The sequence below is a fragment of the Sphingopyxis sp. genome, from assembly GCF_050725615.1.
GTDB lineage: Bacteria > Pseudomonadota > Alphaproteobacteria > Sphingomonadales > Sphingomonadaceae > Sphingopyxis.
Genome location: NZ_JBOHHU010000010.1, coordinates 44206 through 70510 on the forward strand (window position 1 = coordinate 44206; position 26305 = coordinate 70510).

23 protein-coding genes are annotated in these 26305 nt (G+C 65.7%); 17 read left to right on the forward strand and 6 right to left on the reverse strand.

Going from position 1 to position 26305, the window contains the following annotated elements; translation table 11 throughout:
• The first annotated feature begins 70 nt into the window (after nt 1-70).
• Nucleotides 71-2995, forward strand: coding sequence for a M16 family metallopeptidase (locus tag ACREB7_RS03960; protein ID WP_431590992.1), 2925 nt, complete (start codon nt 71-73; stop codon nt 2993-2995).
• Nucleotides 2996-3001: 6 nt separating this feature from the next.
• Here ACREB7_RS03960 and ACREB7_RS03965 read toward each other — a convergent pair whose 3' ends face one another.
• Together ACREB7_RS03965 and ACREB7_RS03970 are read right to left on the reverse strand one after the other, a co-directional pair.
• A complete protein-coding gene (locus ACREB7_RS03965) occupies nt 3002-4792 on the reverse strand; it encodes a cation:proton antiporter (protein ID WP_431590993.1) in 1791 nt (596 codons plus the stop codon).
• An 88-nt stretch (nt 4793-4880) separates the two neighbouring features.
• A complete protein-coding gene (locus tag ACREB7_RS03970; protein WP_431590994.1) occupies nt 4881-6095 on the reverse strand; it encodes an NADP-dependent isocitrate dehydrogenase in 1215 nt (404 codons plus the stop codon).
• A 160-nt stretch (nt 6096-6255) separates the two neighbouring features.
• Here ACREB7_RS03970 and ACREB7_RS03975 point away from each other — a divergent pair, with 160 nt between their 5' ends.
• Nucleotides 6256-6990, forward strand: coding sequence for a phosphatidylserine decarboxylase (locus ACREB7_RS03975; RefSeq protein ID WP_431590995.1), 735 nt, complete (start codon nt 6256-6258; stop codon nt 6988-6990).
• Nucleotide 6991: 1 nt separating this feature from the next.
• A complete protein-coding gene (locus ACREB7_RS03980; protein WP_431590996.1) occupies nt 6992-7765 on the forward strand; it encodes a CDP-alcohol phosphatidyltransferase family protein in 774 nt (257 codons plus the stop codon).
• Here the strand turns inward: ACREB7_RS03980 and ACREB7_RS03985 are convergent.
• Nucleotides 7749-8009 (reverse strand): hypothetical protein, encoded by a 261-nt coding sequence (locus ACREB7_RS03985; protein ID WP_431590997.1) that lies wholly within the window; start codon nt 8007-8009, stop codon nt 7749-7751. The two genes, ACREB7_RS03980 and ACREB7_RS03985, sit on opposite strands and share 17 nt — an antisense overlap.
• 321 nt (nt 8010-8330) lie before the next feature.
• Between ACREB7_RS03985 and rpsB the strand changes: the two genes are divergently transcribed.
• The 12 genes from rpsB (at nt 8331) to rpmE (ending at nt 19678) form a co-directional block, all read left to right on the forward strand.
• Nucleotides 8331-9200 (forward strand): 30S ribosomal protein S2, encoded by an 870-nt coding sequence (rpsB, locus tag ACREB7_RS03990; RefSeq protein ID WP_431590998.1) that lies wholly within the window; start codon nt 8331-8333, stop codon nt 9198-9200.
• 142 nt (nt 9201-9342) lie between these two features.
• Nucleotides 9343-10269 (forward strand): translation elongation factor Ts, encoded by a 927-nt coding sequence (tsf, locus tag ACREB7_RS03995; protein ID WP_431590999.1) that lies wholly within the window; start codon nt 9343-9345, stop codon nt 10267-10269.
• 115 nt (nt 10270-10384) lie between these two features.
• Nucleotides 10385-11116, forward strand: a complete 732-nt coding sequence (gene pyrH / locus ACREB7_RS04000) for a UMP kinase (protein WP_431591000.1) — start codon at nt 10385-10387, stop codon at nt 11114-11116.
• 14 nt (nt 11117-11130) lie between these two features.
• Nucleotides 11131-11685: a ribosome recycling factor gene (frr, locus tag ACREB7_RS04005; protein WP_431591001.1), complete on the forward strand. Its 555-nt coding sequence runs from the start codon at nt 11131-11133 to the stop codon at nt 11683-11685.
• Nucleotides 11686-11725: 40 nt separating this feature from the next.
• Nucleotides 11726-12412 (forward strand): polyprenyl diphosphate synthase, encoded by a 687-nt coding sequence (gene uppS, locus ACREB7_RS04010; protein ID WP_431591002.1) that lies wholly within the window; start codon nt 11726-11728, stop codon nt 12410-12412.
• Between the two features lie 3 nt (nt 12413-12415).
• Nucleotides 12416-13090 (forward strand): phosphatidate cytidylyltransferase, encoded by a 675-nt coding sequence (locus ACREB7_RS04015; protein WP_431591003.1) that lies wholly within the window; start codon nt 12416-12418, stop codon nt 13088-13090.
• A gap of 1 nt (nt 13091) precedes the next feature.
• On the forward strand, nt 13092-14255 hold the full coding sequence (locus ACREB7_RS04020) for a 1-deoxy-D-xylulose-5-phosphate reductoisomerase (protein ID WP_431591004.1): 1164 nt from the start codon (nt 13092-13094) through the stop codon (nt 14253-14255).
• A complete protein-coding gene (rseP, locus tag ACREB7_RS04025; RefSeq protein WP_431591005.1) occupies nt 14248-15378 on the forward strand; it encodes an RIP metalloprotease RseP in 1131 nt (376 codons plus the stop codon). The genes ACREB7_RS04020 and rseP overlap by 8 nt, the downstream gene beginning before the upstream one ends.
• A gap of 71 nt (nt 15379-15449) precedes the next feature.
• Complete coding sequence (bamA, locus tag ACREB7_RS04030; RefSeq protein ID WP_431591006.1) at nt 15450-18137, forward strand: outer membrane protein assembly factor BamA; 2688 nt, start codon at nt 15450-15452, stop codon at nt 18135-18137.
• Nucleotides 18137-18814: an OmpH family outer membrane protein gene (locus tag ACREB7_RS04035; protein WP_431591007.1), complete on the forward strand. Its 678-nt coding sequence runs from the start codon at nt 18137-18139 to the stop codon at nt 18812-18814. The genes bamA and ACREB7_RS04035 overlap by 1 nt, the downstream gene beginning before the upstream one ends.
• Before the next feature lie 22 nt (nt 18815-18836).
• On the forward strand, nt 18837-19298 hold the full coding sequence (fabZ, locus tag ACREB7_RS04040) for a 3-hydroxyacyl-ACP dehydratase FabZ (RefSeq protein ID WP_431591008.1): 462 nt from the start codon (nt 18837-18839) through the stop codon (nt 19296-19298).
• A 152-nt stretch (nt 19299-19450) separates the two neighbouring features.
• Nucleotides 19451-19678 carry a 50S ribosomal protein L31 gene (rpmE, locus tag ACREB7_RS04045; protein ID WP_431591009.1) on the forward strand — a complete coding sequence of 76 codons (228 nt, stop codon included), beginning with the start codon at nt 19451-19453 and terminating at the stop codon, nt 19676-19678.
• An 11-nt stretch (nt 19679-19689) separates the two neighbouring features.
• Here rpmE and ACREB7_RS04050 read toward each other — a convergent pair whose 3' ends face one another.
• Nucleotides 19690-21162 (reverse strand): glycerol kinase, encoded by a 1473-nt coding sequence (locus ACREB7_RS04050; protein ID WP_431591010.1) that lies wholly within the window; start codon nt 21160-21162, stop codon nt 19690-19692.
• A gap of 120 nt (nt 21163-21282) precedes the next feature.
• Nucleotides 21283-23163, reverse strand: coding sequence for a di-heme-cytochrome C peroxidase (locus ACREB7_RS04055; RefSeq protein WP_431591011.1), 1881 nt, complete (start codon nt 23161-23163; stop codon nt 21283-21285).
• A gap of 410 nt (nt 23164-23573) precedes the next feature.
• Here ACREB7_RS04055 and ACREB7_RS04060 point away from each other — a divergent pair, with 410 nt between their 5' ends.
• Complete coding sequence (locus tag ACREB7_RS04060) at nt 23574-24962, forward strand: DEAD/DEAH box helicase (RefSeq protein ID WP_431591012.1); 1389 nt, start codon at nt 23574-23576, stop codon at nt 24960-24962.
• Nucleotides 24963-25053: 91 nt separating this feature from the next.
• Nucleotides 25054-26088 (forward strand): alpha/beta fold hydrolase, encoded by a 1035-nt coding sequence (locus tag ACREB7_RS04065; protein ID WP_431591013.1) that lies wholly within the window; start codon nt 25054-25056, stop codon nt 26086-26088.
• Here ACREB7_RS04065 and ACREB7_RS04070 read toward each other — a convergent pair.
• Nucleotides 26042-26305, reverse strand: a 264-nt coding sequence (locus ACREB7_RS04070; protein ID WP_431591014.1) for an alpha/beta fold hydrolase, incomplete at its 5' end; no start/stop codon positions are given. The genes ACREB7_RS04065 and ACREB7_RS04070 overlap by 47 nt on opposite strands.

The window sequence follows — 26305 nt, forward strand, 5'->3', positions numbered from 1 at the left end:
AAGCGATGAAGAGGGCAAGCGCCGCGACAGTTCAGTGGCGAGCAAGGTTCGGACGCGATAAGGTGGGGCAATGTCCACTTCTCCCGCGCCGACGCTGCGCTTCGCCCGATCGCTCCTTTCCGCCTGCGCCGCCGCCGCCTTGCTGGCGGCGCCGCCGCTCGCGCTGGCGCAAAACATCAGCCCGACGACGCAGGCCGACCCCGACAGCTGGCTCTATAAAGGCAGCGACATTCCGCGCGACACCGCGTGGCAATTCGGTGTGCTGCCCAACGGCGTGCGCTACGCGGTGCGCAACAACGGCGTCCCCCCGGGACAGGTGTCGATCCGGGTCCGCATGGACGTCGGATCGATGTTCGAAACCGAGCAGGAGCGCGGCTTTGCGCATCTTCTGGAGCATCTGACCTTCCGCGGCTCCGAACATATTCCCGACGGCGAAGCCAAGCGCATCTGGCAGCGTTTCGGGGTCAGCTTCGGCAGCGATTCCAACGCCCAGACGACCCCGACGCAGACCGCCTATCAACTCGACCTGCCCAGCGCGACGCCGGCAACGCTCGACGAAAGCATGAAATTGCTCGCCGGCATGGTGCGCGAACCCTTGATTTCGGACACCGCAGTCGCCGCCGAGCGCGGCGTCGTGCAGTCGGAACTGCGCGAATCGGACGGCCCGCAAAAGCGAATCGCCGACGCGACCAACGCGCATCTCTTCGCGGGGCAGTTGCTCGGCGATCGTTCGCCGATCGGGACATACGAATCGCTGGCCGCCGCGCGCGCCGGCACCGTCAAGGCCTTCCATGATCGCTGGTACCGCCCGGACCGCGCCGTCGTGGTGATCGTCGGCGACGGCGATCCCGCCGAATTCGCACGCCTGATCGCCAAATATTATGGCGACTGGAAAGCCGGCGGTCCGGCGCCGACCCAGCCCGATTTCGGCAAGCCCAATCCCAAGGCGCCCGCTGCGCTGTCGATCGTCGAGGCCAACCAGCCACCCGCGCTGACCCTCGCGATGGTCCGGCCGTGGGTGAAGCGGATCGATACCGTCGAAAACACCCGGCGGCTCTACCTCGAATTTCTCGCGATAGCGCTCGTCAACCGGCGGCTCGAAAATCGCGCGCGCGCGGGGGGCAGTTATCTCGTCGCAACCGCCGAGCAGCAATATATCAGCCGCAGCGCCGATGTGACGCTGGCGCAGATCGTGCCGCTTGGCGACTGGAAATCGGCGCTGGCCGACGTCCGCGGCGTCATCGCCGACGCGACCCAGACCGCGCCGTCGCAGGCCGACATCGACCGTGAAGCGAACGAGATCCAGGCGTTTCTGGTCAAGGAACTGCAGAACGCCCGCAACGAACCCGGCGCCCGGCTTGCCGACGATATGGTGCGGGCGGTCGACATCGGCGAGACGGTGACCAGCCCACAGGGGCAGGTCGACATGTTCGCCGCGATCCGCGCCTCGGCGACCCCGAAGGTGATGCTCGACGTCAGCAAGGCGATCTTCTCCGCCGCCACGACGCGCGTCGTGCTCACCACCCCGACGCCGATCGAAGGGGGGCAGCCCGCGCTGCTCGCGGCGCTCAATGCTCCCGCGACGATTCGCGACGACCGGCTGACCGCCGCCGACGTCAATTTCAAGCAACTGCCGCCGATCGGGACGCCGACCGCGATCACCGCCACCAGCCGGCTTGGCGGACTGCGCGCCGAACGGATCGCCTTCGCCAATGGCGTGACCGCGCTGGTATCGGACAACCGGGTCGAACCCGGCAAGGTGCGCGTCAACGTCCGCTTCGGCACCGGCAACCGCAGCGTCGCCGCGACCGAACCCAACCTGCTGTGGACGGGCGACTATGCGCTGATCGCCAGCGGCGTCGGTCCATGGGGCCAGAACGAGATCGACGCGCTGACCAACGGGCGCCAGATCCAGCTCAATTTCGCGATCGACGACGATGCCTTCGAACTGTCGGCGGAGACCAAACCCGACGACCTTGCCGACCAGATGCGGCTGATTGCGGGCAAGCTCGCCACGCCGCGCTGGGACGCGGCGCCGGTCGAGCGGCTGCGCGTCGGTTTCCTCACCGGCTACGACCTCAACGATGCGACCCCCAACGCCGTGCTCGATCGCAATCTGCGCGGCTGGCTCAGCGCCAACGACACGCGCTGGTCGCCGCCCGACAAGGCCGCGATCGAGGCGCTGACACCCGCCGCTTTCCGCGCCTTCTGGGAACCGCGCCTCGCGAGCGGGCCGATCGAGGTGCAGTTGTTCGGCGACCTGTCGAGCGTGGATTATCGCAAGATTCTGTCCGAAACCGTCGGCGCGCTGAAACTGCGCCCGCCGATCCTGCCCGCCGGCGGCCAGAAGGTCGCCTTCGCCAGGCACGATGCCAAGCCCGAGCTCGCCTATCACCGCGGCGAAAAGGGGCAGGCGGCGGCGATGACGGCCTGGCCGACCAGCGGCGGCATGGCGGCACCGCGCGACACCCGCGCGCTCGAAGTGCTCGCGGCGATCTTCAACGACCGCCTGTTCGACCGGCTGCGCGCCGAGCAAGGCGCGAGTTATGGTCCCGTCGTCGACAGCCATTGGCCGACGGGTTTCGACAGCGGCGGCTATCTGCTCGTCGGCAGCCTGCTCGCGCCGAAGGACATCGATCGTTTCTACAGCATTGCCCGCGATATCGCCGCCGATCTTGCCACCAATCCGGTGACCGCCGACGAACTCGCACGCAACGCCGGGCCGATCCGCGAGCAGGTGATGCGCGCCTCCACCGGCAATGTTTTCTGGATGTATCTGCTGGAGGGTGCGACCACCGATCCTCGCATCGCCGATGCTGCGCTGTCGATGGAACAGGATATCGGCGCGGTCACCGCCGCCGACATTCAGCGGCTGGCGAAGCAGTATCTGGTCGCCGACAAACAATGGTCGCTGGCGATCCTGCCGACGGGCATGACGCTCGCCGAGGCATCGGCGCTGGGCAGTTCGGCGTCTGCCGCCGCAGGCGGGCGCTAAAAGGCCCTAGGCGGTTTCTTCGCCCCGGCTCGGGGGCTGCGCGCGCAGCTTGCGGATGCGCGGTTCCTGGTCGAGGTCGCCCTTGGTCATAATCTCGCGCCGCATCTTGGCGCGCACGTCGTGGATCGACGCGATCACCGGCCCCATCGCGACGCCCAGGTCGATCAGCACCGCCTCGGCGAGTTGCAGTGAACTTTCGAGCGTTTCGGGCACTGCGTCGGTCGCCCCCGCCTGATAGAGGGCGGCGGCATGATCGGCGTCGCGGGCGCGACTGATGATCGGCAGTTTGGGATATTTCTGTCGCATCTGTTTGGTCATGCGCAGTTGCTGGACGGGATCGTCCATCGTCAGCACGACCGCATCGGCATTTTCGATGCCCAGCTTGTCGAGGCTGCCCGGGCGCGCGACATCGGCGAAACGAACGAGAAAACCGTCGCGTCGCGCCGTCGCCACCGTGTCGATATCGGCATCGACGGCGATATAGGGCCGCTGATGGTCGCGCAGCAATTCGGCGACGGTCCGTCCGACACGGCCGAAGCCGACGACGACGGTGCGCCCGGCCGGTGTCTCATCGACCTGGGTGTCGCCGCTGCGCATTTCGATGCGCCGAGCGATGTCATGCCCGACGCGCGCGAGCAGCGGGGTGATAGTCAGGCCGATCGCGGTCACCAATTGCCAGAAGGACGCCGTTTCGGGGTCGATCAGCTGTGCGGCAAGCGCCGCCGTGAGCACGATCAGGGTCGTTTCCGACGGGCTTGCCATCAACAGGCCGACTTCGGTGGCGGTACCGCGCCGCGCGACGCCCGAAAAACGTAGCAGCGCGGCGGTCACGGTCGCCTTGATCGCGACGACGCCGACGACCGCGGCGATCAGTTGCGGCCATTGATCGGCGATCGTCTTGAGGTTGAGCCCCATCCCGACGCTGATCAGGAATACCCCGAGCGCGAGCCCCTTGAACGGCGCCGTGATCGCCTCGACCTCGCCATGATATTCGGTTTCGGCGATCATCACCCCGGCGAGCAGCGCACCGACGATCGGCGACAGGCCGACCGTCGCGGTCGCCAGCGCCGCGACGATGACGACGAGCAGGCTGGCGGCGAGGAAGAGTTCGGGGTCCTTGGCGCGGGCGGCCTGCGCGAAGATGCGCGGCAGCAGGAACCAGCCGGCGAGCGCCAGCACCGCGACGACGAGCGCGCCCTGCCATAGCGTTGTGATCAGCAGTTCGGCGCTGTCGCCGGTCGCGGTCGGCGACAGCGCGCCGAGCAGGAAGATGATCGGCACGATCGCCAGATCCTCGAACAGCAGCATCGAAAAGGAGGCACGGCCGACCGCGCTTTTTGTTCCCGCGATCGGCAGCACGATCGCGGTCGAGGACAGGGCGAGCGCGATGCCGAGGCCGAAGGCGGCGGGCGCCGAATAGCTTCCGAACAGCATCAGGGCGCCGCCGAGGATGGCCCCGCCGAGCAGCAATTCGGCCGCACCGACCCCGAACACCAGCTTGCGCAATTGCCACAGGCGCCGGAACGAGAGTTCGAGGCCGATCGAGAAGAGCAGCAGGATGATGCCGAACTCGGCGAAGAGCGCGATATCCTCGGTCGAGGCGATCGTGACATGTCGGAGCCACGGATAATCGCCCGCCAACGACCCCAGTCCCGACGGGCCGACGAGCAGGCCGACGAGGATGAAGCCGATCACCGGCGTGATCCGAAAGCGCGCGAACGCGGGGATGACGATGCCTGCGGCGCCCAGCACCACCAGCGCGTTGCCGATGGCCGATGTGTCGGTTTCCGATACCATAGGGGCCGACCTTATGCAGGCCGGCCCCCCTTGGCTAGTCGCCTATGTCAATCAAATCGGCAAACTTTGCCGGCCCTTCGATTGAGCCTCAGGCGGCCATGGCCTTTTCGAGATTCTCGACGACCGCTTCGAAGAAGCCTTCGGTGGTCAGCCAATTCTGGTCGGGGCCGATCAGCAGCGCGAGGTCCTTGGTCATCTTGCCGCTTTCCACGGTATCGACGCAGACGCGCTCGAGCGTTTCGGCGAATTGGATCACCTCGGGGGTGTTGTCCAGCTTGCCGCGATGCTTAAGGCCGCCGGTCCAGGCGAAGATCGACGCGATCGGGTTGGTCGAGGTCGCCTTGCCCTGCTGGTGCATGCGATAGTGGCGGGTGACGGTGCCGTGCGCGGCTTCGGATTCGACCGTCTTGCCGTCGGGGGTCATCAGCACGCTGGTCATCAGGCCGAGCGAGCCGAAACCCTGCGCGACGGTGTCCGACTGGACGTCGCCGTCGTAATTCTTGCACGCCCACACGAACTTGCCCGACCATTTCAGCGCCGAGGCGACCATGTCATCGATCAGGCGATGTTCGTAGACAATGCCGGCGGCGTCGAACTGGGTCTTGAACTCGGCGTTGAACACCTCTTCGAACAGGTCCTTGAAACGGCCGTCATAGGCCTTGAGGATCGTGTTCTTGGTCGAGAGGTACACCGGCCAGCCGCGCGCGAGGCCATAGTTCAGGCTGGCGCGCGCGAAGTCGCGGATCGAATCGTCGAGGTTGTACATGCCCATCGCGACGCCCGCCGACGGGAACTGGAACACTTCCTCGTCGATCAGCGTGCCATCCTCGCCCTCGAACACCAGGCGCAGCTTGCCGGGGCCGGGGACGCGGAAGTCGGTCGCCTTATACTGGTCGCCGAACGCGTGGCGGCCGACGACGATCGGGTCGGTCCAGCCGGGAACCAAGCGCGGGACATTCTTCATCACGATCGGTTCGCGGAACACGACGCCGCCGAGGATGTTGCGGATCGTACCGTTCGGCGACTTCCACATCTTCTTCAGCTTGAATTCCTCGACGCGTGCTTCGTCGGGGGTGATCGTCGCGCATTTGATGCCGACGCCATATTTGGCGATCGCATTGGCGGCGTCGACGGTGATCTTGTCATTGGTCTCGTCGCGCATTTCGACGCTGAGGTCGTAATAATGCAGGTCGATGTCGAGATAGGGCAGGATCAGGCGTTCGCGGATCCATTGCCAGATGATCCGGGTCATTTCGTCGCCGTCGAGTTCGACGACCGGGTTCACTACCTTGATCTTGCCCATATGCGTGCCTTTTCCTGCGGGGAGTCGAGTTGCACGGGGCCTTAAGCAATGCCGCGCGATTGTTCAACCGCCCCGTGGCGCCCCAATTGGTGCCGAAGCTGGCACCGATGGCGGCGCTTATGCATTGTCTATGTCGGACCTCGCCCCTAGAAAGACCGCCATGTCCTCCTCCATCTCCTCCAACCGCCCCGGTGGCGGTGTCAAATGGCATTGGCCGTCGATCCATCCCGAAGGGCGCAAGTTCGTCCTGATCGCCGCCATCGTCACCCTCTGCTTCTGGCTGCTCGGCTGGGAAATCGCCGGCTGGCTGATGCTCGGCATCACGGCCTGGGTCGCGGCCTTCTTCCGCGATCCGGTGCGCGTCACCCCGACCGGCAGCGATGTGATCATCGCGCCCGCCGACGGGCTGATCACGCAGATCGCCGAGGTGGCGCCGCCGCCCGAGATCGCCGGCGCCGATGGCTTGGGTGACGCACCGATGCTGCGCGTGTCGATTTTTATGAGCGTCTTCGACGTTCATATCAACCGCACGCCGATCGCCGGCACACTGCGCAAGATCGTCTATATTCCGGGAAAATTCGTCAACGCCGACCTCGACAAAGCGAGCGAAGAGAATGAACGCCAGCATTTCGTCGTCGAACGCGCCGACGGGGTGCGCATCGGTTTTACCCAGATCGCCGGGCTCGTCGCCCGCCGTATCCTGCCGTTCGTCAGCATGGGACAGGATGTCTCGACCGGCCAGCGCGTCGGGCTGATCCGCTTCGGCAGCCGCGTCGATGTCTATCTGCCGCAAGGCACGACGCCGCAGGTGCTGCTCGGCCAGCGCACCCTCGCGGGCGAGACCATCGTTGCGCGCATCGGCACCGCGGACCTCCTCGACGGCATCGGTCAATAGCGTGGCCGATCCCGATCCAGTTCCGGCGGACGCCGCGCGTCGCCGCATCGGGGGCATTCCGCTGCGCGCCTTTGCGCCCAATGCGATCACCATCCTTGCGCTTTGTTCGGGCCTGACCGGCGTCCGCTTCGGGATCGACGGCGAATGGGCGGCGGCGATCACGATGATCATCGTCGCCGGCGTGCTCGACGGTATGGACGGCCGCATCGCCCGGCTGCTGCGCGCGCAAAGCAAGTTCGGCGCCGAACTGGATTCGCTCTCGGACGTCATCGCGTTCGGCGTGTCGCCGGCGATGATCCTCTTCCTCTGGTCGCTGCAATATGCGCCGAAATTCGGCTGGACGGCGGCGCTCGCGCTCGCGGTATGCTGTGCGCTCCGGCTCGCGCGCTTCAATTCGCGCATGGATGCCGAATTCCAGCCGCACAAATCGGCGGGCTTTATGACCGGCATCCCGGCCCCGGCGGGCGCGGGCCTGTCGTTTGTTCCGGTCTATCTCTGGCTGGTCACCGACAACGACCTGTTCCGCGAATGGTATCTGGTGATGCCGTGGGCGATCGGCGTTGCGATGTTGATGATTTCGGCGATCCCGACCTACAGTTGGTCGTCGTTCCGCCTGCGTCGCTCGTGGCGAATATTCGCCCTGGCGGGCGTCGGCCTGTTCGGCGCGGCGCTGGTTACCGCGCCCTGGCTGACCTTGCTCGGCGTCTGTGTCGTCTATGTGGCGCTGCTGCCCTTCGGCATCGCCAGCTATGCGCGCATCAGGCGGCGCGACTGAGAACGACCTGCGCGGGGAGGGGGCTGCGAACCGGGCGCGGTGCATTGCGGCGCGCCGCCAAGGGGCGCAGCGGCGTCGCTTCGCTGCTCGGGCCGGACGAGGGGGCCGCGACGATCGGAAAAGCGCCTTCGCCGACGAGTGCCGAGAGAATCGCATCGCCATTCATTTTCAGCATCGCCAGAATCACGGTGATGCCGAGCCCGGCGGCAATGGCGAAGAGGAGAGCGGCGGCGACCTGAACCATCATCTTGTCCTTCCGGTGTCTTTGTGCGAAACCCTGTTCGTGGACGACGGTTTCGTTAGGCCTGTCGTTCCATGTTCTCGTTTTGTTCTCAACCGTTTTGCGACGAATGGAGTCATTTCGTCGCCGGGACGAGTCTGTACGATATGCTTGTCCGGCGGGTGAATGCGACGAAAATCGCCGCTTGGCCCTTGCTTTTGACCGACGCTGCCGCTAACGGCCCGCCCATTCCACATGGAAGGCGCACATAAACCGGTGCCGGGATCCGTCGCTTGCGACACCCGGTTCTTGCTTTCCAGAGGACCAACCGGAAGGAGAAAGACCATGGCGACCCCTGTCGTCACGATGCAGAATCTTATCGAGGCTGGCGCCCACTTTGGCCACCAGACCCACCGCTGGAATCCGCGCATGAAGCCGTATATCTTCGGCGCGCGCAACGGCATCCACATTCTCGACCTGTCGCAGACCGTGCCGCTCTTCGCGCGCGCTCTCGAATTCGTCGCGTCCTCGGCGGCCTCGGGCGGCAAGGTGCTGTTCGTCGGCACCAAGCGCCAGGCGCAGGGCCCGATCGCCGATGCGGCCCGCGCTTCGGGTCAGCACTTTGTCAACCATCGCTGGCTGGGCGGCATGCTCACCAATTGGAAGACGATCTCGGGTTCGATCAAGCGCCTCAAGACGCTCGAAGAGCAGCTCTCGGGCGACACCTCGGGCCTTACCAAGAAGGAAGTGCTCAACCGCACCCGCGAACGCGACAAGCTCGAAATGTCGCTCGGCGGAATCCGCGACATGGGCGGCATTCCCGACGTGATGTTCGTGATCGACGCGAACAAGGAAGAGCTGGCGATCAAGGAAGCCAATGTCCTTGGCATCCCCGTCGTCGCGATCCTCGATTCGAACGTCTCGCCCGACGGCATCGCTTTCCCGGTTCCGGCGAACGATGACGCCGCGCGCGCCATTCGTCTTTATTGCGATGCGATCGCCCAGGCGGCGACCCGTGGCGGCCAGCAGGCTCGCGCCGATCGCGGCGAAGACCTGGGTGCGGCGGTGAACCCCGTCGCCGAGCCCGTGCTCGTCGAAGAAGCGGCCCCGGCTGCCGAAGCGGCTCCCGCCGCCGAAGTTGCCGCGCCGGTGACCGAAGACGAACAGGTTGCGCCCGAAGCGGCTGCCGAAACCGAACGCCAGAGCGACGCCTAAGCGCTTGCTCGGATGACGGGACGGCGTGCGGGCCTCTGGTCCGTACGCCGTCCCGGTCATCGTTTTGACTTATCGCCCCGCCATGCGCGCGGGCGGCACGCAGGCCGGAGAGACGGCCTGCCCCCACAGGAAAGGATCACTCATGGCTGAGATCACGGCCTCCCTCGTCAAGGAACTGCGCGACCGCACCGGCGCCGGCATGATGGACTGCAAGAAGGCGCTGGCCGAAAATGGCGGCGACATCGAAGCGTCGATCGACTGGCTGCGCACCAAGGGCCTCGCCGCCGCTGCCAAGAAGGCCGGCCGCGTTGCCGCCGAAGGCCTGGTCGGCGTTGCCACCGACGGCACCCGCGGCGCGATGGTCGAAGTCAACAGCGAGACCGACTTCGTTGCCAAGAACGAGCAGTTCCAGGGCTTCGTCCGCGACGTGACCCAGGTCGCGCTCGCCGGCAACCTGACCGACATCGACGCGCTCGGCGCCGCAACCTATCCGTCGGGCGGCACCGTCGGCGAAGCGTTGACCCAGAATGTCGCGACGATCGGTGAAAACCAGTCGCTGCGCCGCAGCGCGATCATGTCGGTGACCTCGGGCGTCGTTACCGCCTATGTCCATAACGCGGCCGCGCCGGGCATGGGCAAGATCGGCGTGCTCGTCGCGCTCGAATCGACCGCCGGCGCCGACGTTCTCGAACCGCTCGGCAAGCAGCTGGCGATGCATGTCGCCGCCGCCAACCCGCTGGCGCTGAACGGCGACGACCTTGACGCCGACCTCGTCGCCCGCGAACGCGCGATCGCCGAAGAAAAGGCCGCGCAGTCGGGCAAGCCCGCCGACATCGTCGCCAAGATGGTCGACGGCGGCATCGCCAAGTTCCGCAAGGAAAACGCGCTGCTGTCGCAGCTGTTCGTGATGGACGGCAAGACCCCGGTCGCCGAAGTCGTCGCCGCTGCCGGCAAGGATGTCGGTGCGACGATTACGCTCAAGGGTTTCACCCGCTTCCAGCTCGGCGAAGGCATCGAGAAGGAAGAAAGCGATTTCGCGGCGGAAGTCGCGGCGGTCGCCGGCGTCTAAAAAGAAACGCGGGATTGCGGCGCGGCAGCGCGGCAGTCCGCTTGGCAATGGCGCGTGCCCGCTCTAGGGTGCGCGCCATTCGCTTATTTGGAAGAAGCAAGAGGTTCCCCCCGACATGGCATTGCCCGGCCTGAAACGCATTTTGCTCAAACTGTCGGGCGAGGCGCTGATGGGATCGACCCCCTTCGGCATCGATCCCGAAACGGTCGCGGCGATGGCAGCCGAGGTGAAAGCCGCCAAGGAAAGCGGGCTTGAAATCTGCCTCGTCATCGGCGGCGGCAACATCTTTCGCGGCATGGCGGGCGCCGCCAAGGGCATGGACCGGGCGCAGGCCGATTATATGGGCATGCTGGCGACGGTGATGAACGCGCTGGCGATGCAGAATGCGCTCGAACAGCTTGGCGTTGAAACGCGCGTCCAGTCGGCAATCGAGATGGACAAGGTCTGCGAACCCGTCATCCGCCGCCGCGCCGAACGCCATATGGAAAAGGGCCGCGTCGTGATCTTTGCGGCGGGCGTCGGTGCACCCTATTTCACCACCGACAGCGGCGCCGCGCTGCGCGCCGCCGAAATGAAATGCGACGCGCTGCTGAAGGGCACCAGCGTCGATGGCGTTTATAATGCCGACCCCAAGAAGGACCCGACGGCGGTCCGGTACGACACATTGGGCTATGACCGCGTGCTCGCCGATAATCTGAAGGTGATGGACGCCAGCGCGGTGGCGCTGTGCCGCGACAATCACATCCCGATCGTGGTGTTCAATATTCGCGAGCCGGGCAATCTGGCGCGGGTGCTGGCGGGCGAGGGTGTCTCGACCGTCGTCAGCGACGCCGCCGGCCACGCATAAGAGAGGAAAAGACGATGGCGAAATATGACAAGGCCGATCTCGAGCGCCGCATGCACGGCGCGGTCGAATCGCTGAAGAGCGACCTTGCGGGCCTGCGCACCGGTCGCGCGCATACCGCGCTGCTCGATCCGGTGACCGTCGAGGTCTATGGCAGCCACATGCCGCTCAACCAGGTCGCCTCGGTCAGCGCGCCCGAACCGCGCATGCTGTCGGTGCAGGTGTGGGACAAGTCGAACGTCGGTCCGGTCGACAAGGCGATCCGCTCGGCGGGGCTTGGCCTCAATCCGATCGTCGACGGCCAGACGCTGCGGCTGCCGATCCCCGAAATGACGCAGGAGCGCCGCAAGGAATTGTCGAAGCTCGCCGGCAAATATGCCGAGGCGGCGCGCATCGCGGTGCGCAACGTCCGCCGCGACGGCATGGACAATCTGAAGACCGACGAGAATAAGAAGGAAATCAGCGAAGACGAGCGCAAGCGCCACGAAACCGAGGTGCAGAAGCTGACCGACGCGACGATCGCCGAACTCGATGCCGCCGCGACCGCCAAGGAAAAGGAAATCCTGGGCTAGTGCTGCCTGGCACGCACCTCTTTTCCGTTCTGAGGCTTTTGTGACGGTTCAAAACCACGGCGCGCGCCATGTCGCGATCATCATGGACGGCAATGGCCGCTGGGCGAAGAAGCGCCTGCTGCCGCGCGTCGCCGGGCACAAGGCCGGAGTCGAGGCGGTGCGGACGATCGTCCGCGCGGCGGGCGACATGGGGCTGGAGGCGCTGACGCTGTACGCCTTCTCCTCGGAAAACTGGAAACGGCCTGAGGAAGAGGTCAGCGACCTGATGGGGCTGATGAAGCGCTTCATCCTGTCCGACCTCGACGAATTCGCCGCCAATGACGTGAAACTGAAGGTGATCGGCAACTGGCGCGCGCTCGCGCCCGACGTCGTCGCGCTGATCGACAACGCGCTCGAACGCACGGCCGGCAACAAGCGCACGACGCTCGCCGTCGCGCTCAACTATGGCGCGCAGGATGAACTGGTGCGCGCCGCGAGTGCTGCGGCGGCCGAGGGGGCGATCACCGCCGAGGCGATCGAGGCGCATCTCGACACCGCGGACATGCCGCCGCTCGACCTGCTCATCCGCACCTCCGGCGAGGTGCGGCTGTCGAACTTCCTGCTCTGGCAGTCGGCCTATGCCGAACTCTATTTCACCGACCGTCTGTGGCCGGACTTCAAGCCCGCCGATCTGCAGGCGGCGCTCGATCAATTTGCGCGGCGTGACCGCCGCTACGGGGGACTCTAAATCATGGCAGCTGCCAAATCGGACTTGATGGTGCGCGTGGGATCGGCGATCGTCTTGCTCGCGATCGCAGGCGCGGCGCTGTGGTTCGGCGGGATCGCCTTTGCGCTGCTGCTGCTCGTCGGCGCGGCGCTGCTGCTCGTCGAATGGTTTGCGCTGGTCCGCGCGATGACGCTGGGCGCTGGTGCAAAGACCGGCTTGATGGTCCTCGGTCCCGTGCTGACGATCGGGGCCGTTGGCGGCCTGTGGTTCATCCGCGACACGCTCGGCATGACCGCCGCGCTCTGGGTCTTCGCGATGGTCTGGGCGACCGACATCGGCGCCTATTTTGCCGGGCGCGCCTTCGGCGGCGCGCGGCTGGCGCCGACGATCAGCCCTTCGAAAACCTGGTCTGGGCTGTTCGGCGGCATGATCGCCGCGCTCGTCGTCGGTGCGACGCTCGGCGACCGGGCGGGCATCATCGGGGTGCCTTTGTGGATCGGCCTCGTCATGGGCCTGATCGCGCAACTCGGCGACCTTGGTCAGAGCTGGATGAAGCGCCGCGCCGGGGTCAAGGATTCGGGCAAGCTGATCCCGGGCCATGGCGGGATTTTCGATCGTGTCGACGGGTTGCTGCCGGTGGCTTTGATCCTCGGCGCGCTCGCCTTTGCGGGCGACCTTGTCGTGCGCACGGTTCACTGAGATGTCGCGCCGGCTCTCGCTGTTCGGCGCGACGGGATCGGTCGGGCAATCGACCCTCGATCTGGTGCGCCGCGACGGCGAGGCGTGGCGGTTGGAAGTGCTCACCGCGAACAGCGATGTGACCGAACTGGCGCGGCTGGCGAAGGAATTCCGCCCGGCCATCGCGGTGATTGCCGACGACAAGCGTTATGGCGACCTGGCCGGGGCGCTGGCCGGGACAGGGATCGAAGTCGCTGCAGGCGCCGACGCGCTGGTTGCGGCGGCGCGGCAACCCACCGACCTTGTCATGGCGGCGATTGTCGGTTGTGCAGGCCTCGCCCCGACGATGGCGGCGCTCGAAGCGGGCACCCCGGTCGCGCTCGCCAACAAGGAAGCTTTGGTGTCGGCGGGCGATCTGATGACCGCCGCCGCGCGGATGTCGGGCGCGGCGATCCTGCCGGTCGACAGCGAGCATAATGCGATCTTCCAATGCCTCGCCGGTGGCCGCATCGACCAGGTGCGCCGGATCATCCTGACCGCGAGCGGCGGGCCGTTCCGCACGATGAGCGCCGCCGACATGGCGCGCGTCACCCCGGCGCAGGCGGTTGCGCATCCCAACTGGTCGATGGGCGCGAAGATCAGCGTCGATTCGGCGACGATGATGAACAAGGGGCTCGAACTGATCGAGGCGCATCACTTGTTCCCGGTCGGGCTCGATCGCATCGAAATCCTCGTCCACCCGCAATCGGTGATCCACAGCCTCGTCGAATATATCGACTGCTCGACCCTCGCCCAACTCGGCTCGCCCGACATGCGGATCCCGATCGCGAGCGCGCTCGCCTGGCCCGATCGCATGGCGACCCCCTGCGCGCCGCTCGACCTCGCGACGATCGCGCGGCTCGATTTCGAAGCGCCCGACGAGACGCGCTTCCCCGCGACCGCTCTCTGCCGTGCCGCGATCGCCGAGGGCGGGGCGCGTCCGGCGCAGCTCAACGCCGCGAACGAGGTGGCGGTCGCCGCCTTCCTCGCCGGGCGCATTTCCTTCCCTGCGATCGTCGATACGGTGCGGCGGGTCCTCGATGCCGACGCGCCCGCCGCGCCGACGTCGCTTCAGGACATATTCAGCGTCGATGCCGCATCGCGCGCGGCCGCAGAACGCCTGGTGGAGCAGTTCGAACATGCCTGATGTGCCTTATTGGCTTTATGTCCTTGCCTTCCTGGCGGTGCTTGGCCCGCTCGTGTTCGTGCATGAATATGGCCATTATATCGTCGGCCGCTGGTGCGGGGTGAAGGCCGACACCTTCTCGATCGGTTTCGGGCGCAAGATCCTCGGCTGGACCGACAAGCGCGGCACCGAATGGAAGATCGGCTGGCTGCCGCTTGGCGGCTATGTCCAGTTCGCGGGTGACCGCGATGCCGTCAGCCAACCCGACGCCGAGTGGCAAAAATTGCCCAGCGCCGAACGCTCGCACACCTTTCCCGCCCAGCCGGTGTGGAAACGCGCGGCGATCGTCGCCGCCGGACCGGTGACCAATTTCCTGTTCGCGATTGCGATCTTTGCCGGCTTTTTCATGGCCTATGGCGCGCCGCAGACGCCGCCGGTGATCGGCGATATCGCGCCGAAGAGCGCGGGAGCCGAGGCGAAGCTGCAGGTCGGTGACCGGATCGTCGCGATCAACGGCCGGACGATGGAAACCTTCGACGATATCCGGATGGCGGTCGGTTACGACCTCGGCAAGCCCGCGCGTCTCGAGATCGAGCGCGGCCAGGAGCGCTTCGATCTGACGCTGCGCCCGCGGATCATCACCGAAACCGATGCGTTCGGGAACAAGTCCGAACGCGCGATTATCGGCATCCTGCCGACCAAGCCGGTGTTCACGACCGTCGGCCCGCTGACGGCGGTGCAGGCCGCAGGGGCTCAGACCTGGAATCTGGTGCGCATGACCGGCCACATCCTCGGCCAGTTCCTGACCGGACAGCGGTCGGTCAAGGAAATGGGCGGACCCCTGCGCATCGCCAAACAGTCGGGCGAAATGGCCAGCCTCGGCCCCGAAGCGCTGATCTACTTCGTCGCTTTCGTCTCCATCAATCTGGGGTTCATAAATCTGTTGCCATTGCCGATGCTCGATGGAGGACATCTGGCTTTCTATGCTTATGAGGCGGTCCGGCGGCGTCCGGCCCCGGCGGCGGCACAGGAATGGGCGTTCCGATTCGGCTTCGCGGCGATCGTAACGCTTATGCTGGTCGTGACTTTCAATGATTTGGGCTCATTCGGGCTGTGGGACGGGATCGCGCGCTTGATTGGATAGGCGGACTGGTGCAGGAGTGCGCGCCGACCCGTGGGCAAGCGGGTTCGTCGCTTTTGAGTTATTTTTGCGGGATGAACAGCGTGGCTTCACAGAATTTTTCGGCGCGGACGCGGCTGGCGACGCTGCTTATGGCGGGCACGATGCTGGCCGGCCCCGCTTTCGCGCAGGCGGTGCAACCGCCCGCGGTCGCGGCGCCCACCATCCCGGTTCCCGCCGCCGAGGCGACGCCGGCCGCGACGACGATCCGGTCGATCACGGTCACCGGCAACCAGCGGCTCGAGGCGCAGACGATCCTGTCGTACCTGCGCCTGCGCGTCGGGCAGGACTATAACCGCTCGACCCTCGACCAGGCGCTCAAGGACCTCGCCGCGACCGAGCTGTTCAAGGATTTCCAGATCAGCGACGACAATGGCGCGCTGACGATCCAGGTCGCCGAAAACCCGGTGATCAACCGCGTCATCCTCGAAGGCAACAAGCGCCTCAAGGAAGACAAGGTCCGGCCTGAGATCAAGCTCGCGCCGCGCCAGATCTTCACCCGCTCGAAAGTCCGCGCGGACGTCGCGCGCATCATTGAACTCTACAAGCGTCAGGGCCGCTTCGCCGCGACGGTCGAACCGAAGATGGTGTCGCTCGACCAGAATCGCGTCGATGTCGTGTTCGAAATCAACGAAGGGCCGAAGTCGAAGGTCCGCCAGATCAACATCATCGGCAATGACAAGTTCAGCGACGGTGACCTCAAGGACGAGATGGCGACCAAGGAATCGGGCCTGCTGACCATTTTGTCGTCCAATACCAGCTACGATCCCGACCGTCTCGCCTATGACCAGCAGAAGCTGCGGCTTTTCTATCTGTCGAACGGCTATGCCGACTTCCGCGTGATTTCGGCGGTCGCCGAACTGACGAGCAACAAGCAGGACTTCATCATCACCTATGTGGTGGAGGAAGGCGAACGCTATAAATTCGGCAAGGTCGACGTCGAAAGCGAGTTGCGTGATTTCCGGCCGGAGACGCTGAAGGCGTTGCTGCCGATGAAAGAGGGTGACTGGTACAACGCCAAGCAGGTCGAGGATACGGTCGAAAGCCTGAGCGAGACCGCGGGCCTGTTCGGCTACGCCTTTGCCGACATCAACCCCGAATTCCGCCGCGATCCCGAAACCAAGACGATGGCGATCACCTTCAACGTCGCCGAAAGCCCGCGTACTTACGTGGAGCGCATCGACGTCAACGGCAACACGCTGACGCAGGACAAGGTCGTTCGCCGCGAATTCCGCCTGAACGAAGGCGACGCCTTCAACAGCTTCGGCGTCAAGCGCACCGAAAACCGCATCAACAGCCTCGGCTATTTCCAGGAAAACCTGACGATCGAGCGCAAGGAGGGCAGCGCCCCCGACCGCATCATCCTGGAAACCAATGTCGAGGAAAAGCCGACCGGCGAATTGTCGCTGTCGGCCGGTTTCTCGTCGATCGAGAATTTCCTGCTCCAGGCGTCGATCCGCCAGCGCAACTTCCGCGGCCTTGGCCAGCAGTTGCAGGCGTCGGTCAATTATTCGAGCTATTCCAAGTCGGTCGAGCTCGGCTTTACCGAACCCTATCTGTTCGACCGCAACATCTCGATCGGCGGCAGCATCTATCGCCGCGATTTGAACTCGTTCAACTTCATCAACAACGACCGCCGGACGACCTTCCAGCAGGTCACGACCGGCGCGCAGGTCACCGTCGGTGTGCCGCTGACCGAATATCTGTCGGCATTCGGGCGTTACAGCCTGAACTTCGACGATGTGACGCTCGACCGCTCGCTCTATTATTTCGGCGACCAGTGCGACCCGCTGATCGCCGGCCGCTATCTGTGCGACGCGATCGGCAATCGCACGACCTCGCTGCTCGGCTTCACGCTCGCCTATGACGATCGCGACAATCGCATCCGTCCGACGCGCGGCCAGGCGCTGTCGATCAGCCAGGATTTCGCCGGGCTCGGCGGCAGCGTCAAATATGTCCGCACCCGTGCGAACGCCTCGAAGCATTTCAACCTCGGCAGCCGCTTCATCCTCAATGTCTCGGCCGAGGGCGGTTATATCTATCCGTTCGGCGGGCGCCCGACCCCGACCAGCGACAAGGTCCGCCTGACCGACCGCTTCTTCCTCGGCGAACCGCAGATGCGCGGTTTCGACATTCGCGGCATCGGTCCGCGCGTCATTCGCTACGCCAATGTCGACCTGACCGATCCGGCCAACCCGATCCTCGACACCAGCCTGTCGAACCGCAACGGCCAGATCGACGACGCGCTCGGCGGCCGGGCCTATTATCAGGGCCGGCTCGAGGTCGACATTCCGCTCGGCAGCGGCGCCAAGGAACTCGGGCTGCGTCCGTCGGTCTTCCTCGACGTCGGGTCGGTGTTCGGCGTCAAGCGCCCGACTTTGACGACGCTGGCGAACTTCAAGGACCCGACCGACAATCTGACCAAATATCTTTGTCGCAATGCCAGCACCGGGACGCAGCAGTTCGCGACGCGGCCGGTCGATAGCACCACGGGTCAGCCGACCGGCAATCAATATACCGCCTGTCCGACCGGCTTTACGCCGCTGGCGCCGTTCGAGGAACGCTTCTTCGGCGACACCTGGATGCCGCGCGTCTCGATCGGTGCGGGCGTTAACTGGAACTCGCCTTTCGGTCCCTTCCGGATCGACTTCGCTTACGCCCTTCGCAAAGAAGAGGGCGATGACACCAAACGCTTCTCATTCAACGTAGGAACCCAATTCTAATGAAGAAAATTCTTGTCGCATCGGCGCTGGCGATCGCTACGCTGTCGGTCTCGCCGATGATTGCCGCCCCGGCTTTCGCCCAGGCCAAGGGCGTTGCCGTCGCCGACGTCCGCGTCGCCGCCGCCCGCTCGAACGCCTTCACCGTCGCCTCGCAGCAGATCGAAACGACCTACAAGGCGCAGATCGATCAGCAGAACAGCCGTGGCCAGACGCTGCAGGCCGAGGTCAATGTCCTGATCGCCAAATATAATGAAGAGTCGAAAAAGACTCCGCAGAACCAGGCTGCGTTGCAGGCCGCCGCCAAGGCGGTCCAGGACAAGCGCCAGGCCGCGCAGACCGAGCTCGGCCAGATCGGCGCGCCCGTCGAGCTCGCCATCGCCTATGTCGAAGACCAGATCAGCATCCGTATGATGGACGCCGTCAAGGCCGCGATGACCGCCCGCAAGATCGATTTGCTCTTGCAGCCGAATGCGGTGATCCGCCGCGAGGAAAGCGCCGACATCACCGATGCCATCGTGGTCGAACTCAACCGTATCCTGCCCAACGTCTCGATCGCGGTCCCAGCTGGCTATCAGCCCGGCCAGCTTGTCGAGCAGGCCAATCAGCAGGCGATGAATGCTGCTCGCGCCGCGCAGCCCGCCGCCGCTCCGGCTGGCAGCGCGCCGACCACCCGCTAAGATCGTGGCGGACGGGGAAAATATGGACGGCGCCCGGGGCCCGGTGGATATCCGCTGGATCCTGACGCTGCTCCCGCATCGTTATCCGATGCTGCTCGTCGACCGGGTGGTTTCGATGGTGCCCGACACCTCGATCCACGCGGTCAAGGCGGTGACGATGAACGAGCCCTTTTTCCAGGGGCATTTCCCCGGCCGGCCGATCATGCCCGGCGTCCTCATCGTCGAGGCGCTGGCGCAGGCCGGCGGCGTGCTGGCGATCGAATCGCTCGGCCTCGCCGGCACCGGCAAGCTCGTCTATTTCATGGGGATCGACGGGGTGAAGTTCAGGAAACCGGTCGAACCGGGCTGCCTGCTCGACCTCCACGTCAATATTCTCCAGGCGAAGCGCAACATCTGCAAGTTCGAGGGGCGCGCCATGCTCGGCGATGCGCTGGCGACCGAATGCCAGTTCACCGCGATGATCGCCGACCCGCCGAGCGATTAGAAGCCGACATCGGCTCACGCCTCGGCGGGGCAACGCGGTCAGCGTTGGTGTTGCAATTTCCCGATCAGGCCACTAAAGGCCGCCACTTCGCGTCCCCGGACGCACCGACTCATCAGCCAGCTGGTCGGAACCAGCGGCACAGGAGCCAGACTATGAAGACCGACATTCATCCCGACTATCACATGATCACGGTCAAGATGACCGATGGCACCGAATATCAGACCCGCTCGACCTGGGGCAAAGAGGGCGACGTGATGACGCTCGAAATCGACCCGACGGCGCACCCGGCCTGGACCGGTGGCACCGGCCGCATGCTCGACGCGGCGGGCCAGGTGGCGAAGTTCAACAAGCGCTTCGGTGGCCTCACCCTCAAGCGCTAAGCCTTCGGGCTTTACGCCAGGACTTTTGCAAGCGCGCTTTGCCACCCGGCAAGGCGCGTTTTGCGTTTGTCGGCGCCGAGCGCCGGCGTGAAGCGCGTCGCGGTGCCGCGCATCGCCTGCGCCGCGCTTGCGAGATCGGGATAAAGCCCGGCGCCGGTCGCGGCGAGCATTGCGGCGCCCAAGGCGGTGCTTTCGACAAAATCGGGACGCTCGACCGTCAGGTCCAGCATATCGGCGAGGTCCTGCGCCATCCAGTCGTTCGCCGCCATGCCCCCGTCGATCCGCAGATCGGCCCAGTCGACCCCGTCGGCGGCAAAGGCGGATTTGAGATCGTGCGCCTGATAGGCCTGCGCCTCAAGCGCGGCGCGCGCGACATGCGCCTTGCCGCTCGCGAAGCTCAGCCCCGACAGCGCCGCCAGCGCGTCGGGACGCCAGTGCGGCGCGCCGAGCCCGGCGAGGGCAGGGACCAGATAGACGCCGCCATTGTCGGCGACCGAGCGCGCCAGCCCCTCGCTCTCCCCCGCGTTCGCGAGCAGGCCGAGCCCGTCGCGCAGCCATTTGATCAGGCTGCCGGCGACGAATACCGACCCTTCGAGCGCATAGGATCGCACCTCGCCCTCCTGCACCAGCACGGTCGCGAGCAGACGATTGGCGGAATGCGGCCGCGTCGTGCCGCTCGCCGACAAGATGAAGGCGCCGGTGCCGAAGGTCGCCTTGGTCTGCCCCGGCGCGAGGCAGGCCTGGCCGATCGTCGCCGCCTGCTGGTCGCCCGCCATGCCGCAGATCGGGATCGCACCGCCGAACAATGTGGGATCGGTCGTGCCGACGCGCGTCGTGCAACCGGTGATTTCGGGAAGCAGCTCGATCGGCACGCCGAGCAGGTCGCACAATTCGCTGTCCCAGCCGCCTTTCCCGTTGATGTCCATCAGCAACGTGCGCGACGCATTGCTCGCGTCGGTGACATGGATGCCGCCGGTCAGGCGGTAGATCAGATAGGATTCGATCGTGCCGACCGCGAGCCGCGCACCGGCGTCGCGAAGCTGCGGCCAATGCCTGAGCGCCCAGCCGATCTTGCTTCCCGAAAAATAGGGGTCGAGCAGCAGCCCGGTCGTGGCCTGTACCGCATTCTCGTGCCCCGCTTCCTTCAGCGCCGCGCAATCGGCGGCAGTGCGCCGATCCTGCCACACGATCGCGGGAGCGAGCGGCTCGCCGGTCGTGCGATCCCAGAACACCACAGTCTCGCGCTGGTTGGTGATGCCGATCGCGGCGATGCGGTCGGCCCCGCCCGCCTGCGCGATCATCTCGCGCGTGCAGGCGAGCGTCGCCGCCCAGATTTCGGCGGCGTCATGTTCGACGAGGCCGGGACCAGGATAATGCTGCCGAAACTCGCGCTGTGCGCTGCCGAGCGGCGTTCCATCGGCCGAAAAGAGCATCGTTCGCGTCGACGTCGTGCCTTCGTCGATGACGATGATCTTTTCGGCCATTGGCTATCCCCCGTCCGTTCGTGCCGCGTCTGTCGGCACGCAGTTTTTCTCCGTCTCCTGATGACGAAAGAACGGCCCTTCGACAAGCTCAGGGCGAAGGGCCGCGGGGAGGCGACGGGACTAAAGCCCCTTCATATATTCGACCAGCGCGCGGCGATCGGCATCGGTGAAGCCTGCATTGCCATAATCATGCCCGGCGTTGCTGTTGCCGGGAATCGGCTGGCCCTGCGCATCGGTGGTGCTGAACCGGAAGCTCATCGGCCCGGTCGCGTCGGCGAAACCGACCTTGACCGGATCGAACTGCTTCGTCCCGACGGTGAAGCTCGCCGCGCGCTGGGCGGGCGGCAGCAACAGCTCGTACAGCGATCGCACCGACCCGTTGTGCAGATAGGGCGCCGTCGCCCAGATACCGTTCAGCGGCCGCGCTTTATACACCAGCAAGGGATCGTTTTTCTCGGCCTTGCAGATCGCCAGCCGCTGCGCCGCCGTCTTTTGGGCCGTTTCCCCGCCCGGCACGACGAGCGAGAAATCGATCTGGCGCGGCAGGCCCAGCCCCGCCTTTGCGAAGACCTCCGCCAGTTGCCGCTTCTTGCCCGCCAGCGATCCCGCCACCGACGTCACCAGCATCTGCCGCGAACTCCCCGCCGCGCCATATTTGGGTCCGCTGCCGAAATAGGCTTCGGGCACTCCGGCGAAATTGCCGCTGCGCGCGCGGATCGTCATCGTGTTGCACGCCATCCACGGATCGGTGCCGACCGGTCGCGGTCCGGCCCAGATCGGCGTCAGCACCGCGGTGATGTCGGTCTTCAGATCGTCGGGCGCCAGGATCGCGTGGCATGAGACGCATTCGCTCGCGAACAGCTGCTTCCCGCGTTCGGCCAGCGTTCCATCGGGTTCGGGAAAGCTCGCCGGCCAGGCGGGTGGCAGCAGCTTGGCCACCTGCACCTCCATCGCGTCGAGGTTGGTGACGTTGATACTCGACGCATAGCCGTTCAGCCCCGGATAGGTCTTGCTGATCCGGACATCGCCGAACACCCCGATCACCTCGCCGGTGTTGCGGCCCAGCCCGCCGACATCGACGACCTCGCCGCTGAGCAGCTTGACCTTCTTGTTCGGGGCGAAACCGTTCCACTGCACCTTGTCGTGCTGCGCGATGTTCCACAAAAAGGGGTAGCTGACCGGCGCATCGGCGGCGCCCGTGAACGGATCCTGCGCCTCGTTGATCAGCGCAACCTTGTTCAGGATATGCCCGACCGCGTCGAGCCGCCCATAGCCATAGCGCACGGTCGCGCGTCCGGGTGGGTCGTTCACCGCCTTGACCTGTGCTTCCCACGTCACGAACTGTTGCAACGCGCTGCGCAGCATCGGCTTGTCGGTCGCCGCCTGTGCCCCGAGAACCGTCGCGGCGAAGCGGTCGAACTTCGCCGGATCGGCGAGCGTCGCTTCGGCGGCAAGGTCGAGCTCTTCGATGAAGCTCTGGAAATCGGTCATGCCCGGGCCACCCTCGACCCGCACCATTTTGTCGCCCAGGCGGATATCATTGGTGTGGCAAGCGGCGCAGTTCATGCCGACCCACGGCTCCGTGGCGCCCTGGCCGCTTTTCCAGCGCAGCCGCGATCGGAGCAATCCGTCGTCGCCCTTCGTCGCCAGCGCGAAGCCGATCGGCAGCCCATGTTTCAGCCCATAGGCGTCGTCGGGGTCGGGCGGCAGATAGCCGAGCGACGCCATGCGGTCGAAAGTGAAGAACCGATCCTGCGACCCTTTATCCTCCAGTGCCATCAACCAGGCGTGGGGGATCAGCCGTGATCCCTGGTCGCCATGATACCAGGCGAGCTGTTCCGCTCGCGTCCAGCCCTGCCACAGGGCGGCCGGGCCATCGTGCTTCGCGCAGGAGCCGAGCAATAGGGCGATGGCGGCCGCAGCGCCCAGCACAGGCAGCTGCGGCAACAGGTGGCGGCGATAGATTCCGGATTCCGTCGCGGCGGCCAAATCGAAGATCATGATCGTCTCTCCGTCCGTCGCGCCATCGGCAATCGTTGTTGCCAGACTCGCGAGCTGTGCGCCCCACAGGTAGAGAAGGCGGCAAATAAGCGCCGATCGGCCAAGCCTGTCAAGACGGGGAGAGGGTAAGCCGCTCGTTAACGGCCGCAGGGGTGGCAGGCGGTCTTGCGTAATTATCTTGCAAAACTGCGCAACCCGTGCCATATGTTGTGCAGCGCAGCATGGCGGGATCACCCGCCGCAACACCCGGCAGCGTGATTTTCCCGCCCGATTTCAGGTGCGGGACGAGCCGGACCAGCGCTTTGTCCCCAGAGGCACCCTTTCACGCGGGTCGTTTCGAACCCGCGGCCCGTGCGCCGTCCGTTCGATGCGAACGGATGCGCCTGCGCGTCGCTCTATGTGAGTATTTTATGACGACTTTTAACGACTTTGGCCTGCATGCCGACATCAACCGTGCGCTTGCCGCCAAGGATTATACCCAGCCGACCCCGATCCAGACGCAGGCGATCCCGCCGCTGATGAAGGGCCGCGACCTGTGCGGCATCGCGCAGACCGGCACCGGCAAGACCGCCGGTTTCTCGCTGCCCTCAATCCACCACCTGCTGACCTATCCGCACCGTGCCAATCCGCGCAGCTGCCGGATGCTCGTGCTCGCGCCGACGCGCGAACTCGCGGCGCAGATCGCGCAGAGCTGCCGCGACTATGGCCGCTTCACCAAGCTCAGCGTCTCGACCGTCTTCGGCGGCGTGCCGATCAACAAGCAGATCCGCGACCTGTCGGGCGGCGTCGACATCCTCGTCGCCACCCCGGGCCGCCTGCTCGACCTGATCGACCAGCGCGCGCTGCGCCTCGACGATGTCGAAATCTTCGTGCTCGACGAAGCCGACCAGATGATGGACATGGGCTTCATCCACTCGCTGCGCCGCGTTGCCAAGCTGCTGCCCTCGCGCCGCCAGAACCTGTTCTTCTCGGCGACGATGCCGAAGGAAATCGCGCATCTCGCCGAACAGTTCCTCGAAGATCCGGTGACGGTGTCGGTGACGCCGGCGGCGACTACGGTCGAGAAGATCAGCCAATATTCGACCTTCGTCGAACAGAAGGAAAAGCAGGCGCTGCTCCATGCGGTCATCGCCAGCGAGGATATCGACCGCGCGCTGATCTTCACCCGCACCAAGCATGGCGCCGACCGCGTCGTGCGCCACCTCGCGGGCGCCGGCATCAAGGCGATGGCGATCCACGGCAACAAGAGCCAGTCGCAGCGCACCCACGCGCTGCAGGCGTTCCGTTCGGGCGACATCAAGCTGCTCGTCGCGACCGACATCGCTGCGCGCGGCATCGACGTGTCGGGTGTCAGCCATGTGATCAACTTCGAGATCCCGAACGTGCCCGAGCAATATGTCCACCGCATTGGCCGCACCGCGCGCGCCGGCGCCGAGGGCAAGGCGATCAGCTTTATCGCCCCCGACGAGCGTCCGTACATGCGCGATATCGAGCGCGTCACCCGGTCGAAGTCCGAACCGATGCCGCTGCCCGAGAATTTCAACGAGCTGGTGCGCAACCTGCCCAAGCCGGCCCAGCCGCCGCGCGATACCGGCAGCAAGGGTCGCGACCCGAACCGCCAGCGTCAGGACGCGACGCGCGGCCGCAACGGCGGTGGTGGCAAGCCGCAGGGCGAACGCGGCCCGCGCCGCGAAGGCGCCCCCGGCGAAGCGGCCGAAGGCCAGCGCAAGCGCTTCTTCCGCCCGCGCAACAAGAGCGTCGGCGCGCACAAGGGCGCGGTGAAGCGCGTCCAGGGCTGACCCCATACTCGCCGTCGATGCCCCGATCCGGGCGCATTGACGGCGGCGTCGGGCGCGTTAGGGTTATTGCGGGTCAGGGTGAGGGACCGCGATGATCGATGATGATGATTATGAGGCGCCGCCGCCGCGTCGCCCACTGATGCGGCGCAAGCGGGTGCTGATCCCGCTCGGGCTGGTGCTGGCGATCGTCATCGCCTTCCTTGCGCTGCGGACCCCCGACACCGACCGCGCCGAGATGATCGCCAAATATGGCGGCCCCCATGCCACTTTCGCCGCCGGTCCCGCGGGGCAGACCATCCATTACCGCGATCAGGGCAAGCGCGACGGCCCCGTCATCGTCCTGCTCCATGGATCGAACGCCAGCCTCCAGACTTGGGAACCGCTCGTCAAGCGGCTCGGCGCCGACTATCGCATCGTCACCCTCGACCTGCCGGGCCACGGCCTGACCGGCGGCACGCCCGACAAGGATTATGGCGCGAGCGGCATGATGGCGGCGGTCGATGTCGTCGCGGCCAAGCTGGAACTCGACCGCTTCACCCTCGGGGGTAATTCGATGGGCGGCTGGGTCGCCTGGCGCTATGCACTCGATCATCCCGAGCATGTCGACGCGCTGCTGCTGCTCGACGCCGCCGGCATGCCGCTGCGCGCGGGAGAGAAGCGCCCGCCGTCGAACATCGGTTTCCGCATCCTGCAATATCGTAGCGGCCGCTGGCTCGCGACCCAGATCACGCCGCGCTCGCTGGTCGAGGAATCGCTGCGCGGTTCGGTCGAGAAACAGGGCATCGTCGATGAGGCGATGATCGACCGTTATTGGGAGTTGCTACGCTTCCCGGGCAACCGCGAGGCGACGTCGCTGCGCGCGACGCTCGACCGCGAACCGGCGATGGCGGACCGCATCGGCGGTATCAAAGCGCCGACGCTGATTCTCTTCGGCAAGCAGGACCGGCTGATCAACCCGACCGCCGCGCAGAGCTTCCACGAACGGATGCCGGGCTCGGAGGTCGTTCTGCTCGACGGCATCGGTCATCTGCCGATGGAGGAAGCGCCCGACGAAACGGCTGTGGCGATCGCCGATTTCCTCAAGCGGCGGCTTGTTGCCCCATCGGCGCGTCCAGAAAGTCGCTGATCCGTTCCGCGATATTCGCCGCATGGGTGAAGGGGAACATGTGCGATCCGGGCACCACTTCCAGCACCGATCCGTCGATCAACTCGGCGATCATCTGGCCGTGACAGGCGGGCACGACCCCGTCCTGCTGCCCCATCAGCACCAAAGTCGGGATCGTCTTTAACGTCGGCAGCATCGCCGCGCTCGTCCATCCCGCCATCGCCATGCTCTGATAGGC